Source organism: Calothrix sp. UHCC 0171, assembly GCF_034931845.1.
Classification (GTDB): Bacteria; Cyanobacteriota; Cyanobacteriia; order Cyanobacteriales; family Nostocaceae; genus Brunnivagina.
Map to the genome: position 1 here is coordinate 97969 of NZ_JAYGHN010000013.1, position 15887 is coordinate 113855.

The 15887-nt window shown below is 41.4% G+C and carries 14 protein-coding genes; all 14 read left to right on the forward strand.

Annotation, left to right across the window (positions count from 1 at the left end; all coding sequences use genetic code 11):
- Positions 1 to 269: 269 nt before the first annotated feature.
- The 14 genes from yqeK to VB733_RS12465 all read left to right on the forward strand — a co-directional run bounded on the left by yqeK (position 270) and on the right by VB733_RS12465 (position 15791).
- A complete protein-coding gene (gene yqeK, locus VB733_RS12400; protein ID WP_323340386.1) occupies positions 270 to 842 on the forward strand; it encodes a bis(5'-nucleosyl)-tetraphosphatase (symmetrical) YqeK in 573 nt (190 codons plus the stop codon).
- Positions 843 to 979: 137 nt separating this feature from the next.
- Positions 980 to 1411, forward strand: a complete 432-nt coding sequence (rsfS, locus tag VB733_RS12405; RefSeq protein ID WP_323340387.1) for a ribosome silencing factor — start codon at positions 980 to 982, stop codon at positions 1409 to 1411.
- Positions 1412 to 1458: 47 nt separating this feature from the next.
- A complete protein-coding gene (locus VB733_RS12410; protein ID WP_323340388.1) occupies positions 1459 to 1956 on the forward strand; it encodes a CGLD27 family protein in 498 nt (165 codons plus the stop codon).
- A 158-nt stretch (positions 1957 to 2114) separates the two neighbouring features.
- Positions 2115 to 3062 carry an asparaginase gene (locus VB733_RS12415; protein ID WP_323340389.1) on the forward strand — a complete coding sequence of 316 codons (948 nt, stop codon included), beginning with the start codon at positions 2115 to 2117 and terminating at the stop codon, positions 3060 to 3062.
- 661 nt (positions 3063 to 3723) lie between these two features.
- Positions 3724 to 5142 carry a DUF697 domain-containing protein gene (locus VB733_RS12420; protein ID WP_323340390.1) on the forward strand — a complete coding sequence of 473 codons (1419 nt, stop codon included), beginning with the start codon at positions 3724 to 3726 and terminating at the stop codon, positions 5140 to 5142.
- A gap of 202 nt (positions 5143 to 5344) precedes the next feature.
- Positions 5345 to 6025, forward strand: coding sequence for a deoxyribose-phosphate aldolase (gene deoC, locus VB733_RS12425; RefSeq protein ID WP_323340391.1), 681 nt, complete (start codon positions 5345 to 5347; stop codon positions 6023 to 6025).
- Between the two features lie 76 nt (positions 6026 to 6101).
- Complete coding sequence (gene recO, locus VB733_RS12430; protein WP_323340392.1) at positions 6102 to 7043, forward strand: DNA repair protein RecO; 942 nt, start codon at positions 6102 to 6104, stop codon at positions 7041 to 7043.
- A complete protein-coding gene (locus VB733_RS12435) occupies positions 7027 to 8745 on the forward strand; it encodes an MFS transporter (protein ID WP_323340393.1) in 1719 nt (572 codons plus the stop codon). The genes recO and VB733_RS12435 overlap by 17 nt, the downstream gene beginning before the upstream one ends.
- 392 nt (positions 8746 to 9137) lie before the next feature.
- Positions 9138 to 10286: a glycosyltransferase family 4 protein gene (locus VB733_RS12440; RefSeq protein WP_323340394.1), complete on the forward strand. Its 1149-nt coding sequence runs from the start codon at positions 9138 to 9140 to the stop codon at positions 10284 to 10286.
- A 109-nt stretch (positions 10287 to 10395) separates the two neighbouring features.
- Positions 10396 to 11016 (forward strand): hypothetical protein, encoded by a 621-nt coding sequence (locus VB733_RS12445; protein ID WP_323340395.1) that lies wholly within the window; start codon positions 10396 to 10398, stop codon positions 11014 to 11016.
- Between the two features lie 429 nt (positions 11017 to 11445).
- On the forward strand, positions 11446 to 12111 hold the full coding sequence (gene nfi / locus VB733_RS12450) for a deoxyribonuclease V (RefSeq protein ID WP_323340396.1): 666 nt from the start codon (positions 11446 to 11448) through the stop codon (positions 12109 to 12111).
- A 246-nt stretch (positions 12112 to 12357) separates the two neighbouring features.
- Complete coding sequence (locus tag VB733_RS12455) at positions 12358 to 12903, forward strand: FHA domain-containing protein (protein WP_323340429.1); 546 nt, start codon at positions 12358 to 12360, stop codon at positions 12901 to 12903.
- A gap of 63 nt (positions 12904 to 12966) precedes the next feature.
- On the forward strand, positions 12967 to 14943 hold the full coding sequence (locus VB733_RS12460) for an FHA domain-containing protein (protein ID WP_323340397.1): 1977 nt from the start codon (positions 12967 to 12969) through the stop codon (positions 14941 to 14943).
- A 122-nt stretch (positions 14944 to 15065) separates the two neighbouring features.
- Positions 15066 to 15791: a GDSL-type esterase/lipase family protein gene (locus VB733_RS12465; RefSeq protein WP_323340398.1), complete on the forward strand. Its 726-nt coding sequence runs from the start codon at positions 15066 to 15068 to the stop codon at positions 15789 to 15791.
- Positions 15792 to 15887: the final 96 nt, after the last annotated feature.

The window sequence follows — 15887 nt, forward strand, 5'->3', positions numbered from 1 at the left end:
ATAAATTAAGCGCGACTATCCTTAATATTTACTTTATAAATGGTCTCTAAGATTGGTGTTCATCCAAACTCGCTGTCTTTAGGGTATAAATAGTTTAATATCAATAGTCTAATATCCCCTCGTTGCTTGAGGTTGTCTTCAGGCTTAATTATTAGTATACTTTTATACGATATTGAGTTGCTGATTTATTCTGACTCCTATAGTTTTCCCAAGGGTTATTATTCTAAAATATTGAATTCTTCGTTTATGCTTTGGCAGCACTGCTATGTATGCGCGAACAAGTATTAACTTGGTTAGCAGAACATGTTCCAGCGACTAGGGTTGATCATATTCTCCGGGTCGAAGAGATGGCAATAGAACTAGCTTCTTTGCACAATATTGACAGCGAAAAAACAGCTAGCGCTGCATTAATGCATGACTTAGCAAAATATTTTTCGCCGAAGCGATTGTTGCAAATGGCAAGGGCAGATGGCTTGGAAGTAGATGAGGTGCTGGAGAGTAATCCCCATTTACTACATGCTGATGTCGGGGCAATTGTAGCTCGTGAAACCTTTGGGGTCAACGACAAAGAAATATTACAAGCGATCGCGAATCACACCCTGGGCAGACCAGGAATGAGTCGGCTTTGTTGTATTGTATTCTTAGCAGATAGTTTGGAACCAGCGCGGGGAGAAAGTAAAGAACTCCAAGTTTTGCGAGAAATTAGCTACTCAAATCTGGAGCGGGCAATGTGGTTAACCTGCGATCGCACTGTTCAATACTTATTAGAACGTCGATGTACTATTCATCCCAGGGTAATTACAACTCGGAATTGGTTTTTAAGCAAATCAAAATCAAAATAACTACGACTGGGTCGTCAACATGACACCTGTTTTTTTGTTAGTATTCAAAAAAACCTTGCAAACATTTGTAGTTTAAAATTTATTTTAGATGCGATTGTCAAAAATTGTTAAATAAAAACTAGCGCGACTGAGGTTTAATGTCCGATAACTTTACAGAAAACTTTCCATTACGGTCTACAACGGTGACGAATAGCCCAGTTGAAATCACAACGATTGATGGCGATGATGCCAGTGGCAAGCTGGCTTTGGTGGCAGCAGATGCAGCATCAGATCGTAAAGCTGGAGATATATTGCTATTGAGAGTAGCTGATGTATCTTACATCGCAGATTACTTTGTGGTGGTGACAGGCTATTCGCGGGTACAAGTACGAGCAATTGCTGATTCAATTGAAGAAAAAGTTGAACAGGAACTCCAACGACTTCCCTTGCGAACAGAAGGAAAAGCTGAAGGTTCCTGGGTACTTTACGATTACGGGGATGTCCTAGTTCACGTTATGATGCCCAAAGAACGCGAATTTTACAACCTAGAAGCGTTTTGGGGTCATGGTAAACGGATTGAATTTACCTAGAACAGTATTCAGTTCACGAACACTGATGGCAGTGGGAGTTAGCCAACATGATTAATTCTTCGGTTTCATGTCCGGTTCCAACCGAACAACAGCCTGTCAACGAGTACGAAGAGTTAAAATCCGCTTGGTTATTTCGCGATTGTGCCGCAAACTGGCGCAAGTACGGAGCGCGAATAGCATGGATTTACGGTTTGTCCTGGTTTATTGCAGCACCATTATCGGCTGCAAGTTTTGCCCCTCATAAGTATACTGTTCAGTTCCTTCTGAGTAGTGCGGCAGGAGCAAGTATTGGTATTGTTCTCATACTAGTGCGTTTGTACTTAGGATGGTCTTACATACGCGATCGCCTTTTCAGTCCGGTAATCTTCTATGAAGAATCTGGGTGGTACGATGGTCAAACCTGGACAAAACCTGAAGAAATTTTAACTCGTGATCGGCTAATCGTAGCTTACCAAGTGCAACCAATTTTGCGACGCTTGCAATTTACATTTGCTGGCTTGGCTGTATTGTACGTTGCTGGTACGATTATTTGGCAGATTTTATAAAAGTTAGGGGTTAAGGGTTAGGAGTGAAGAGTAGGGGTAAACAATATTTATTGCTTTGCCAATACAGCAAGTAGGAGTAGAAAATAAATTTTTGAAACCCTAGTTAGCAATTTGTAACTCATAACTCATAACTCATAACTCATAACTGATTATCAGCAATGGGAAAACGAACTCAAGCCGCAGCATTGGAAGTCCGCTTGCTGCGCGAAGGCATCATCGAATCGAGACATATAGTTCAAGCGGTTGTATCTGACGAACGCGGAAGGATTTTATCAGTTGCGGGGAATGCCGAAACTGCTACCTTTGTTCGTTCTGCGCTCAAGCCATTTCAAGCACTTGCCGTTACTGCAACTGGTACACTCGAACGCTACGATTTAAGCGATCGCGATTTGGCAATTATTACAAGTTCCCACAAGGCTAGCATTGAACAAGTCCGACAAGTGTTCAATATTCTCTGGCGAGCGGATATTGACCCGTCAGCACTGCAATGTCCCACACCTGAGGGGAAGAGAAGTAGTTTGGAATACAACTGCTCCGGTAAGCATGCGGGAATGCTAGCGGTGTGCCAGCAACGACATTTCCCTCTGAATACTTACATGGAGCGTAAGCACCCGATTCAGCAGTTGATTATCACCAAAGTCGCAGAATTACTACGGATGCCCGCCGAAGAATTTATTGGTGTTCACGACGATTGCGGTGTACCCACCTATTTATTGCAAATTGGGCAAATGGCACATTTATATGCTCAACTTGCCTCTCGCAGCAATGTCGATATGGAACGGATTGTCCGGGCAATGACTCACCACCCAGTTCTAGTCGCGGGTGATGGTGAATTTGACACTGAGCTAATGCGTCTGACTCCTGGCGAACTTGTCAGTAAATCAGGTGCAGAAGGTGTACAGTGTGTCGGTAGATTAGGGGAAGGCATGGGATTAGCCATTAAAGTTGTAGATGGGGCAAAACGCGCCAAATACGCTGTCGCCATTCACCTACTGCAACAAATGGGTTGGATTTCTCCCAGTTCCGCACAAGCCCTATCGGAGAAATTCATGAACGTCAATCAGTACAACCGTTTGGAAGTAATTGGAGAATTATCGTTTTTATAGTTGCCAAAATTCTGGTTTGGGTCTATACTAGTTAAAGACGACGCGGGATAGAGCAGCCTGGTAGCTCGTCGGGCTCAAGTGGATAAAATAACTAAACGCTTAAAAGTTATTTTTTCTGTGGGCGGTACGTAAAGAAACTTACGTGCGTTTATCTGTCAAACTCGGGGAAGCCACTAGCGCGGTAATCCCGAACCAAGCCAAGAATTTTGATTCATCAAGGTTTAAGGAAGGTGTAGAGACTGGAAGGCAGATACCCTAACGTGAAGTCGAGGGTAAAGGGACAGTCCAGACCACAAACTGGTTGAATCAACCAGGCAGTGAAAACTGTAGATGGTAAGCATAACCCGAAGGTCAGTGGTTCAAATCCACTTCCCGCCACCAAATTAAAAGGTTAAAATAAAGCTTTGCAACTGGAAACTTTTGCAAAGCTTTATTTTTTGATGTTGAACTAATTTGAATTAATTTGAATAATTAGTAATATTTGCCTCCAAAACTTACAACTGTTGTACTTGACGTACTTATTCGTTGATGGGCACTGTCAAAACCTGTCGAATCTCCGGTCGAATTTTGATATATCTTAAAGTAGAATTTGTGCAAATCAAAAATATTCAAGTACAAGTATCTTAGTCAAACTATATTAATAAAGCTGGAGAGAAAAACAGTGAAGTTGCAGCGACCTATATTAGTCGGAGGGCTGGGATTGTCCTTTGCATTGTGGTTATTCGACACTTTGCAAGACACATTTACCCAAGTGACAGAAGTGAGTTTGTTAAGTTTAGTTGCGGTTGGTGGTGGTTTATTGTTATTCAAACAAAATCGTACCAGCATCACTAAATTTGAGGAAGAATTACCATGCGATCGCGCTACAGTTGTTTCAGCGATCGCCAAAACTGAAGTCTTAGTCAACCAACTCGCCAACGAAGCTGCAAATCATCAGCATTTAAGCAGTTTGCAGGAAAAAGTTTCCCAGTTGCAAGTCGAAATTGACCGAAAAGAAATGCAATTGGCTGTGACTGGTGGAAAATCCGTTGGTAAATCTACTCTCATCCAGGTTTTACAACAAAACCATTTCGACATGGGTGTTGCCTCTCTCAAATATCAGGAAACAACACCATTGTTTCTCGAAGTAAAAGAAACCCCTGATACCACAGCAATTAACACAGCCATAGCATCAGATTACATTTTATTTATCACCAACGGTGACTTAACAAATACTGAATATCAAACTTTTCAGCAATTAAAAACCGCAAATCAAGGCACGATGCTGGTTTTCAACAAACAAGACCAGTATATAACAAGCGATCGCGAAAGTATTTTACTATCCCTCAAACAGCGACACACAAATGTTGCCTCCGCATCTGCTTCCCCCGTCGCTATTAAGGTTCGTAAGCATGGTGATGACGGCACAATAGCAGAATGGATGGAACAGCCTGAACCTGATGTACAGCAATTAACACTAAAGTTGGCTGAAATTTTCACATCCCAAGGGCAACAATTAATTTGGGCAACAACCGTTAGAAAAGCCAATCTCCTCAAAGCAGAAGCCCAAAATTACTTGAATGGAGTTAGAAAAGAACGAGCCAACCCAGCGATTGAGCAATATCAGTGGATAGCAGGTGCGGCTGCATTTGCCAACCCCGTGCCCGCATTAGATATTTTAGCCACTGCGGCGATAAACGCCCAAATGATAGTCGATTTGGGGGGAATATATCAGCAAAAATTCTCCCTCGAACAAGCTAAAACCGTGGCAGCCGAAATGGGGGCTTTAATGCTCAAATTAGGTTTAGTGGAAATTTCCACAAAAGCAATCAGTACCATTCTCAAAACTAATGCAGTAACCTACGCTGTTGGTGGCGCGATTCAAGGAATCAGTGCAGCATACCTAACAAGGATTGCAGGTTTAGCACTAGTTGAATATTTCCAAGTACAGGAAGTTGCCTTAGAAACAGGTAATGGGTTGAACTTGGAGCAGTTGCGCCAAAATTTGCAACGTGTTTTCCAGCAAAGCCAGCAGATGTCCGCTTTACAGGGGTTTGTGAGTCAAGGCGTGAAGAGATTATTACCGGAAATGGCTGCTTAATTGCTGCACGCAAAGTCGCAAAGTTTTTAAACCACAGTTTTGTGACTTTGCTCTATGTAGTTAATATTTATTATTTTTATTTCTTTTAAATTGAGTAATTAATATTATTTTTTCCGTGAAAACCCCTGAATTATGGTTTAATTTATTAAAATAGTCTTAAGTTTTGATAAGATATTTTAATGAATCGCTGGTAGAAAAAACGATGGCAGCAGACTATCCAGATATTGATATTGCGCCATTTATCGACCACACGCTGTTAATTACGACAGCTACGTCGGCACATGTTGAGCAATGGTGTGAACAAGCCGATCGCTTTGGCTTTGCGGCAGTATGCATTTACCCTACATATGTCAGGCTGGCAAAAGAACTGCTGCATGGGAAAAAGCCTCAGGTTTGTACGGTTATTGGTTTTCCCACAGGGGCAACAACTTCAGCCACAAAGCTGTATGAAGCTTTAGAAGCAACGGAAAATGGAGCCACAGAATTAGATGTGGTTCTCAATTTAGGTTGGTTGAAAGCTGGGAAAACTGATGAAGTTCACCGAGAAATTGCGGAGATTTGTGAAGAAACTGGGCAAACTGTAAAAGTGATTTTAGAAACTAGCCTGCTGACTGATGCCGAAAAGCGTTTAGCAGCAGAACTGGCAATGGAGGCGGGTGCAGCTTTTTTGAAGACAAGCACGGGTTGGAATGGTGGTGCTACCGTTGAGGATATACGCCTTTTGAAAGAATTAGCACGCGATCGCATAGGAATTAAAGCCTCAGGAGGTATTCGCACATCCGAGCAGGCTTTAGACTTAATATTAGCGGGAGCAACTCGTCTAGGCACTTCGCGAAGTATCGAATTGATTCAAGGACTTGATAAGCTGGAGAAGAAAGAATAGTGATTTAGTGATTAGTTTTAGTTATTCTCCTATGTTCCCAATCCCGAATGCCCCATGCCCCATTCCCAATTAACTAATGAGTAGAACCTACAAAGCCACAGGTATTAACCTTAAAGCCCAAGCATTTGGTGAAGCGGATCGATTGGTGACTATTTTAACTAGAGAGTACGGTTTAGTAACAGCGATCGCGCCTGGGGCACGCAAGCACAACTCAAGTCTGGGCGGTAGAAGTGCTATGTTTGTTGTTAATGAAGTATTAATTGCCAAAGGGCGCAGTTTAGACAAAATTACACAAGCTAATACTGTAAAATCTTATCCGGGTCTAGCTAAAAATTTAGGTAAATTAGCTGCAAGTCAATATTTAGCAGAGATTGTTTTGTGCCAAGCTCTAAGTGAAAACCCTCAAGAAGAATTGTATGATTTGTTAAATGAGCATTTAGACCGTTTGGAGTCGGCGGAGAGCAAAAATTTCTCGAAAATATTAGCTCTTTTGAGTCATGCCATTTTTCAATTTCTCGCTTTAGCAGGATTGACACCCCAAGTTGAAGCTTGTTGTTTAACCCAACATCCGCTAAAACCCGATTTTGGAGAAGTAAAAAGCCAGGTTGGTTTTAGTGTCAATGCTGGTGGAACAGTGTCTTTGGCAGCTTGGGAACGTTTGCGACGTGAAGTAAATTCGCCAACAGCAGAAATTTCTCAATCTGTAGCTAGTTCTGTTGTGCGTGAAGCTGGAAAAAATTATAGTTCTGAAGTTTTTCCAATCTACGAAACGATTTTTCACCCCGAAGAGTTGCCAGCAGTATCTAAACGCTTAAATGCGACAGAACTACATTTACTTCAACAGTTATTACAACCAGATATCTCACACTTTGATGTGGTTGAAGATAGTCAGTATCAACATTGGTTGTCTGTTGAAAATTTATTGCGTCAGTATACTCAATATCACTTTAGCCGTTCGATTCGCTCTGCTGCTTTAATAGATTCTTATTTTGCTGCCAATCATGATGCAACCGTCTGAATTACATAGAAAAAATCTATCGCCATTACCTCACCACCCAGGGAAACATAATCGAGCATCTGCACTCAAATCCACTAATGGTTCCAGTGCAAGCCCTCATGTTAGTCCTCATATTCATTCAAATATTAATTCAAAATCTTCAAATCACCTGTATTCTGAAGATTCACCAGCAAGAGGCGTTTCTGAAGAAGAAAATATCATTGGTAATAAAGAAAAACCTGATAACGATCAAATCGAATCTAAACTAAATTTAAGTGATTTGCATAATTTAGATCACAATTTAGATCAAGCTAACACTTCTATTACTGCGAATGGAAACGGTAAAGCAATTTCCTCCGCAACGGACAATAATAATGGCACAGGAAGTCCCGATTCTAGTAGCCATGAATTAATCAATTCCGAAACATCAACACCTGATTCCGAGCAAGGCTTTTTACCTGTATTAAAAAACTCTAATTTCCTAGCACTTTGGGGCGGTCAAGTCTTCTGCCAAATGGCAGATAAAGTATATTTAGTCTTAATGATTGCTTTAATTAAAACCCAGTTTCAAACCGGCGACCAAACAATCAGTGGTTGGGTTTCAGCAATTATGATAGCTTTTACAATCCCAGCAGTATTGTTCGGTTCCTTAGCTGGTGCATTTGTAGATCGTTGGCGGAAAAAGACTGTATTAGTGGCAACAAATGTTTGGCGGGGAATTTTAGTTTTGGCAATACCGCCACTATTATGGTTTACTCACGATTGGCATCCTATTGGAACTTTACCAGTTGGATTTTTAATTATTTTAGGAATCACTTTTTTCGTTTCCACTCTGACACAATTTTTTGCACCCGCAGAACAAGCTGCGATTCCCTTAGTCGTTCAAGAACAACATTTACTTTCAGCAAATTCTCTGTACACAACAACAATGATGGCATCGGTTATTATTGGCTTCGCTGTGGGGGAACCCTTGCTGACAAGTGCTGATAAATTGTGGTTACAAATTGGTGGTAGTGGTGGTTTAGGTAAGGAAATTGTTGTTGGTGGAAGTTATGCTTTAGCGGGATTAATTTTATTGCTGATTTCCACAAAAGAACAATCCCGGGAAATTACTAGTGAAACACCTCACATCTTTAGCGATTTGCGCGATGGATTCAACTATCTCAAAGTGAATCAAGCCATTCGCAATGCCTTAATTCAACTAATAATTTTATTTTCTGTATTCGCCGCACTCACTGTTTTAGCTGTCCGTTTAGCAGAAATAATTCCTAACCTCAAACCCGAACAATTTGGTTTTTTACTCGCCTCTGGAGGCGTTGGTATTGCTATAGGTGCAATCATTATCGGTCAATTTGGTCAGCGTTTTTCCCATACTCAATTAAGTTTATGTGGATGTATTGGTATGGCGGCATCATTGATTGGTTTATCGTTATTTACCAAGCAGCTATTAATGGTACTAGGATTTATTCTGTTATTGGGAGTTTTCGGTGCCTTAATTGGTATCCCAATGCAAACTACAATCCAAACCCAAACCCCCCCAGAAATGCGTGGTAAAGTTTTTGGTTTACAGAATAATGTGATTAATATTGCCTTATCTTTACCCTTAGCCTTAGCTGGTGTTGCGGAAACATTTGTGGGTTTGCAAAATGTGTTTCTGGGATTAGCTGCGATCGCATTTTTGGGCGGTACTTTAACCTGGTATAAATCGAGCGATGGAAGTTAATCTATTTTGACCTCAACATTTCAGTTGAGAAACCAATGATTGAGTCAAATAGTCTTCAGGCAACATCATCATAATAGAGTTGCTTGATTGTTAATCAGCTAAAATATACTTCCATCACATCAATTGTCACCTAGTTTGGCATATCGTGATTGCGCGGATAATTGCAGCTAAAATCACAACATCTCATTATGACTGTAAAGTCTAAAGTGGGAATCTTTAAGTCGGCAAAAATATGATTATACAAAATTTGAAAAAGTTAATTTTTATTGGTTAGTGTTTAGATTGGCAGGATTTTATGATATTTAAAAGTCCAGAAGGTGCAAGATACTGAAAGCACAAAATAGAAAGTCAAATTTAATATATCTAACCTGCAAGTTAGTAACTGATAAAGAATGCGTATAGCTTGGATTGGGAAAAAAACACCCTTTTGTGGTAACGTCACCTACAGTCGAGAAATTACAAATGCATTACTCGATCACAAACATGAAGTCAGCTTTTTACATTTTGCTCAAGAGCAGACTCACGCTGAGAATTTGACTAATTGTCAAGATGTTCCCTTACCTTTTATTTACAAGTCTCAGGTTTATACTATTCCCACATTAAAAGCAACTAAGGTATTAACAGATTCACTTAGACAGATAAAACCCGATATAGTTCACGCTTCGCTAACGCTGTCACCCCTTGACTTTTTTTTGCCAGAGATTTGCGAAGAACTGAATTTACCTCTTGTTGCTACCTTCCATCCAGCTTTTGACAGGAAGGTGACGACTATCGCTTCTAGTGCCCAATTTTTGACTTACCAGCTTTACGCTCCATTTTTAGTTAACTACGATAGTACAATCGTATTTTCCTACCTGCAAAAAGATTGGTTAGCCCGTTTGGGTGTCCCAGAGGAAAATATTGCAGTCATCCCCAACGGGGTTGATGTCATCAAGTATTCCCCTGGTGCTTCCCGGTTAAAGGAAGAATTTAAAGCCGAGCGCCTTTTTGTCTATCAAGGGCGGATTGCTCCAGAGAAGAATGTAGAATCGCTCCTCAGGGCTTGGAAACAGGCGAAAATGGGAGATGGCAGTAAATTGTTGGTTGTTGGGGATGGTGCTTTGAAGAACAACCTGGAACCATTTTACGGCTCGGAATATAACATTATTTGGCTAGGATTTGTGGGTAGTGAAGAACGCCGCATCGAAATTTTACGGGGGGCAGATGTCTTTATTTTGCCTTCCTTAGTCGAAGGTTTGTCGCTGTCATTATTGGAGGCAATGTCCTGCGGAGTCGCTTGTATGGCTACAGATGTGGGTGCAGATGGGGAAGTATTGGAAAAAGGAGCCGGAGTCGTCTTAAATACAAGAAGCGTGCGATCGCAATTACGAACATTACTACCATTATTCCAAGACCATCCCGAATTAACAACCTTGTTGGGGCAAAAGGCAAGACAACGAGTGCTGGAACGTTACACTCTCAATAAAAATATCTTGCAGTTGGAAGAATTATATAGTCAGGTATTGCAAAAACCACGAATGCAAATTATTCGCGGTGCGTGAAAGCTTGATTTTCAAGGAACTAAATCACGAACCGATGAGCAACATGTTGCCAAAATCATCAATACAGTTTATTCGTTAGGCTTAGGGAAAAATGAAAAAGTAACGAAAAATGCCCTTTGCTTTAGAAATTATTTCTGCCCGTGAAGTCAACCGCGATTTCGGAGAAGATAGTCACCGTCATTGGACACTATTGATTGGTGTCTTGCGATCGGGGATAATCAAGCTGCGAGAAAATATTGTTATACCTGCACACAATGGCAAACCTTTAGTTGCTAATATTATTGGACTGGAACCAAATATTAGTGATGCATTAACAGGAGAAAAACTATTAATGAAATCTTCCCGTGCATTCTCTCAGGATGTACCAGATTTCATGCGACGCAGAGGTAAATTATGGCTCAAACAATCTGCACGCAAACAAATTAAGTTCACTGATATCAATCAACCATTTATGGTTGTCACTTGGGAACCTGCTCATAATCCCCCAGAGATTGAAATTGGTAGTATCGCCACTGAATGTTCTCCTGAACTTTACCAAAGTCGAGTCCTGGAGATGTTGCAGCAGGAGCCCGATCGCATTTTACACTGTCGAGATTGTGCTGCACAATTATCAAATATACCGGAAGCCATGCCTTATTTAAAAGAGCTTCTTAATCATCCCAATCGAGAATTAGTTAAACGTGCAGTTGGGATATATAACTATTTACACTGGCAAATAAAAAATAATTAGTTTTTATAGTCAGGCTTGAGCATATTCATATTTCTAGTGCTAAATCACAACTATTAAAAACTCAATTAACTTATTAATTGCTATTCAAAATTAATTGCCACTGCATAGGCAAAATAATTTGATTTTGATGAAATAAATAACGTGAGTTCGTCAAATTCACATTTTGTGAAAGTGCCCACTTAGTCCTTGTGCGGCTATTTTGCATATTTATGTGTTTTGGCGTAAGCTGTACTTAAGAATTTATTTTAGTTACATAAATCGAATAGTTACTGTTGCCTTTGTACGCCTATTAACATGCTGTTTTCTGGAGATAACCTTGAGAATACTGATGTTACTAAGTGCATATCTTGACAACATCAATTTCGCAAGCAGTATTTAGAAAAATTGATTAATTTTTGGTGAGTTTGCGATTAAATTTATTCAATAAATATGAAGATTTATCAACGTCACGAATGGTCGCCATCTATAGAAGATGCGATCGCTATTCAGGAACAGTTAAATCAAGAGGTAATAACCGAAGATAAACTCAAACACGAGATTGAGTATGTTGCAGGGGTCGATATGGGATTTGCAGAAGCTGGAAAAGTCAGTCGAGCAGCTGTGGCTGTGTTAAGCTACTCCGATTTAAAGTTGCAAGAAACAAGTATTGCCTACCGTCCCACAACATTTCCCTATATTCCCGGTTTCCTTTCCTTTCGTGAGATTCCGCCAGTTCTCGATGCCTTAGAAAAACTAACAATTACACCCGATATCATTTTGTGTGATGGACAAGGTATTGCCCACCCAAAGCGATTTGGTATCGCCTGTCATCTAGGTGTGCTGTTGGATATACCCACAATAGGTGTCGCAAAATCACGATTAGTTGGTAAGCATGAGCCACTATCTGAAGCAAAAGGTAGTTGGCAACCTTTAATATATCGGGGTGAAACAGTTGGTGCAGTCTTGCGAACCAGAAGCGGAGTTAAACCAGTATACGTTTCTCCTGGTCATCGAATTAGCTTGCAAACTGCGATCGCTTGTGTTTTACACTGTACTCCTAAATATCGTCTTCCAGAAACAACAAGAATTGCTGATAAATTAGCTTCGGCTCGATAGAGAAAATTCATTGGCAATAGTCGGCGAGTAGCTAAAGCAATGGAGACATATCCGATGGAAGGCTAACATCTACCCAATTACTAAATTTCCCATACCTCTAATACCCAATATTTATTAACCACTAAACTGACTCAATTCATAAATTAATAACTTTTCCTAAATATTTGATTCTCCTAGCAAATCGTGTTAGGAATCGCACAAGGCAAATTTGAAGTAACGATCGCAGGAGTCTTTGGGACGGAAACAATGAGCGCACTAATTCTTAAGTGGTACGATGCAGGTCAAGAAAAAACTCAGACAATTTACGAACAACAACCAAGTAAAAACCCTGGGACAGTTCGCATTGGTCGTGATCCCCTCAGATGCGATATTGTTCTGAGTCATCCGACAGTATCGGGTTTACATGTCGAAATATTCTTTAATCCCCAGCAACAAAGATTTTTGATTCGGAATCTACGGGAACAAAACCCCCCCGTTGTCGATGGTAAACGACTAAAACGGGGAGAAAAACCCTTAAATCAAGGTAGCGTAATTCTTCTGGGACAGGCTCATATCCAAGTTGCGGGAGTATCTACTATTGAAGCAACGGTTTTGTCACCACCACCAGAAAAACTAGAGCAAGCTGTACATCTTCCACCAGTGGCACCACAACCAGCATACAAACCAGCCTACGGTTTAGAATGTCCAAGATGTCACCGCGTTTCGCCAATTGAACATTTAGAGTTAGGTTGTAAGTGGTGTGGAACTTCGCTTGCAGCCGCAGCTAGTGTTTTGGTGACACCAAACCAATAGTTGATAACTTGACTAAATTCAGGGTGAAAAGCAAAGCAGAAAGGGGCAAGGTGAAAGGGGAAAATGAGCAATAATCCAGAAATTCAATTATCTTTGGAAGACCCAGCCACGGGGGAACGACGTACACCGCGTTTACGTGCGCCGATCGCTTTTGGTCGAGAATTTGCGCGAATGCCAGCAGAACACAATGGGGAGCGGGTGACGCGGATGGTATTGGACAGTAAGGAGGTATCACGAGATCATGCCTTACTGGAGTGGGAAGGAAACCAACTATTCGTCACAGACCAAGCTAGCGTTAATGGTATCTATGTTAACGGTCAACGTCAAAAACGAAGTGCGATCGCGAATGGGGATACTCTCCAAATTGGTCCCTATGCCATCACAATCACTTTTGTTGTCAGCAGTACGCCGGCAGTAAATATTAATATTAATCAAACTTCGAGAATTCATTTTAACCCGAATACTAACCTCCCCGACCCCAACTGGCGATCGCCTCAACAAGCAACACCCCTCGGTAGTAGTTTCCCACCACCCATATTTAGGGAGCAGCAAATTCCGTTACCAGCAATCCATGCGACAGGTTTACCTGTGGACGAATGCGACTTTTTAGCCGTTGGTGCTGGATTAGGTAGCTTTATTTGGGCTGATTTGTTGCGAATTTGTGGTGTCAAAAGCGGGAAAATTATCGCTTTGGGTTTAGAAAAAGAACCCTACGCACGTTACAAACGTCTATGCTTAAATTCCCAAATTCCTTTATACGAACGTTTGCGATCGAATTCCGACTCTTGCCCTGATAATATTTGGGGATATCCCAGTTACGCATGGCGTGAAGCTTGGCATGATTTGACTAAAGGTAAGTTAAATCAATCTTTTCGATATTTGTGGCAAGTATTTGCCGAACCTACCTATGCAGAAACCTATACACCCCGTGCAGGCAATGTCTTCGACTCCATCGACCGAGAAGCAAGACGTATCGGGTGGGAACAGATTTATCGCTACGGACGGGTACGAGGTATTCGTAAAACAGATGATGGTCGCTATTGTGTCGCCTACTCTCGCGCACCCGGAAACCATGCATTTTTAGTGACGCGATATCTGCATTTAGCAACTGGTTATCCAGCTATTCAGTTTTTACCTGACTTGCAAACATATCGCGAAAAATATCAAGATTTTAAATCGGTTGTGAATGCTTATGAAGAACACGACCACGTTTACGAACAGCTTGAGCGCCAGGGAGGTACAGTATTAATCCGGGGACGGGGTATTGTGGCATCGCGTGTAGTGCAGCGACTTTACGAAGCTAGGAAAAAGAATCCCAATATTAGTGTACTGCATTTGATGCGATCGCCGAAACCAATGGGTAACAAATTTGGTAAAGCCCAACGTCTTGTCAAAAATCATTACGAGTTTCAACCATTCAACTGGCCCAAAGCCTGCTGGAGTGGAGAACTGCGAGTCATGCTGGAAAAAGCTAGCCCTGAAGAACGCAAAACCCTACTCGCCGACTGGGGAGGTACTACCACCGCAGATCGTGGCGACTGGCAGCGCATCATCGAGCAAGGGCGCAATGAGAGGTGGTACGATATCCGATTTGGCGAAGTTAAAAATGTGGAACGCGATGCAAATGGTCGGACAATCACCCACATCCAAGAAAAAGACTTTGGGCACATGACCCTAACTTTAGATGCTGATTTTATTATCGATGCCACCGGACTCGATGCCAAAGTTGAAGCCAGTCCCTTACTTGATGATTTAGTCAGGCATTACCACCTCCCATTAAACAGCTTGGGACGTTTTGCAGTCGCGAATAATTTTGAACTGGTAGAAATGCGAAACGGAAAAGGACAAATGTATGCGGCTGGTGCCATAACTTTAGGTGGTCCCTATGCTGCTGTTGATAGTTTTTTAGGTCTACAATTTGCGGCTTTAACAGCAGTTGATGCCCTAGCCAAATCTCGCGCTCCCGGCGTAAAACGTTTAAATGTCCTAACTTCCTTTGGGCAATGGTTAAAGTGGGTATTCAATCAGTCTCCCTCTTAGAATTACTATTTAGTTAAATGCCCCATACCTAACTCAGGATTAGTGTTTTTTCCAAAAATCTCGTTTAATCCCAGAGAAATGTATAGAATCTTTAAGAGATAAGCAGATAATCTATATATAAAATGCAAACTTTTGTAAAACCTATTTCGATGCAGGTATCGCTTCGACCGACACCCACGCCAACTCAACCCAAAAAGATTGTGGCACTAGGGGATAGCTTAATATATGGATTTGGAGACCCAGACGGTGGCGGATGGGTAGAAAGATTGCGCCGTCTGTGGATGTTGCCCGATAGTCCCGGTCATGTAGTTTACAACTTGGGTGTCAGAGGCGATCGCACTATGCAAGTCGCTCAACGTCTCGAAGTTGAGTTTCGTCATCGTGGAGAGTTGCGAAATCGTGTCCCTGACTTGATTATTCTTTCGGTGGGCGTTAATGATTCTGCCCGTGTTGGCAAGTTAGATGGTAAAAATTATACTGAATTTTCCCGATTTGAAACGGAAATTGCGGTACTACTTGAACAGGCACAGCAGTTGTGTCCAGTGCTGTTTGTGGGTATGGTTCCTGTGAATGAGAGTAAAATGCCATTTGCTGAATGTCTGTATTATAACCATGCAGACCAGTATAAATACAAAGAAGCAACACGTTTAGCTTGTATTGAGAGGGGAATACCCTATCTTGATATTTTCCAGCGCTGGATGGCTCAGGGAGACAAATGGTTGTGCGATCGCCTTTCCGCAGATGGTTTACATCCTAATACTTTGGGGTATCAAACTTTACTAGAAGAAGTTGTCAATTGGGAAGGAATTTTAGAAGTGCTGAGTCCGGAGAGGCACTTGCTAAAGTGAGTATTGAACGTAAAATGTTGATAAATAGCTGCTGATTGCTGAGTAATTTTTTGAACAAGTATCTCTCTTGCCTTTTTATAAATAATTAAGTCGATA

Coding starts and splice junctions, on each gene's coding strand:
- yqeK (WP_323340386.1), top strand. CDS start 270: ATGCGCGAACAAGTATTAACTTGGTTAGCAGAACATGTTCCAGCGACT.
- rsfS (WP_323340387.1), top strand. CDS start 980: ATGTCCGATAACTTTACAGAAAACTTTCCATTACGGTCTACAACGGTG.
- VB733_RS12410 (WP_323340388.1), top strand. CDS start 1,459: ATGATTAATTCTTCGGTTTCATGTCCGGTTCCAACCGAACAACAGCCT.
- VB733_RS12415 (WP_323340389.1), top strand. CDS start 2,115: ATGGGAAAACGAACTCAAGCCGCAGCATTGGAAGTCCGCTTGCTGCGC.
- deoC (WP_323340391.1), top strand. CDS start 5,345: ATGGCAGCAGACTATCCAGATATTGATATTGCGCCATTTATCGACCAC.
- recO (WP_323340392.1), top strand. CDS start 6,102: ATGAGTAGAACCTACAAAGCCACAGGTATTAACCTTAAAGCCCAAGCA.
- VB733_RS12435 (WP_323340393.1), top strand. CDS start 7,027: ATGATGCAACCGTCTGAATTACATAGAAAAAATCTATCGCCATTACCT.
- VB733_RS12440 (WP_323340394.1), top strand. CDS start 9,138: ATGCGTATAGCTTGGATTGGGAAAAAAACACCCTTTTGTGGTAACGTC.
- VB733_RS12445 (WP_323340395.1), top strand. CDS start 10,396: ATGCCCTTTGCTTTAGAAATTATTTCTGCCCGTGAAGTCAACCGCGAT.
- nfi (WP_323340396.1), top strand. CDS start 11,446: ATGAAGATTTATCAACGTCACGAATGGTCGCCATCTATAGAAGATGCG.
- VB733_RS12455 (WP_323340429.1), top strand. CDS start 12,358: ATGAGCGCACTAATTCTTAAGTGGTACGATGCAGGTCAAGAAAAAACT.
- VB733_RS12460 (WP_323340397.1), top strand. CDS start 12,967: ATGAGCAATAATCCAGAAATTCAATTATCTTTGGAAGACCCAGCCACG.
- VB733_RS12465 (WP_323340398.1), top strand. CDS start 15,066: ATGCAAACTTTTGTAAAACCTATTTCGATGCAGGTATCGCTTCGACCG.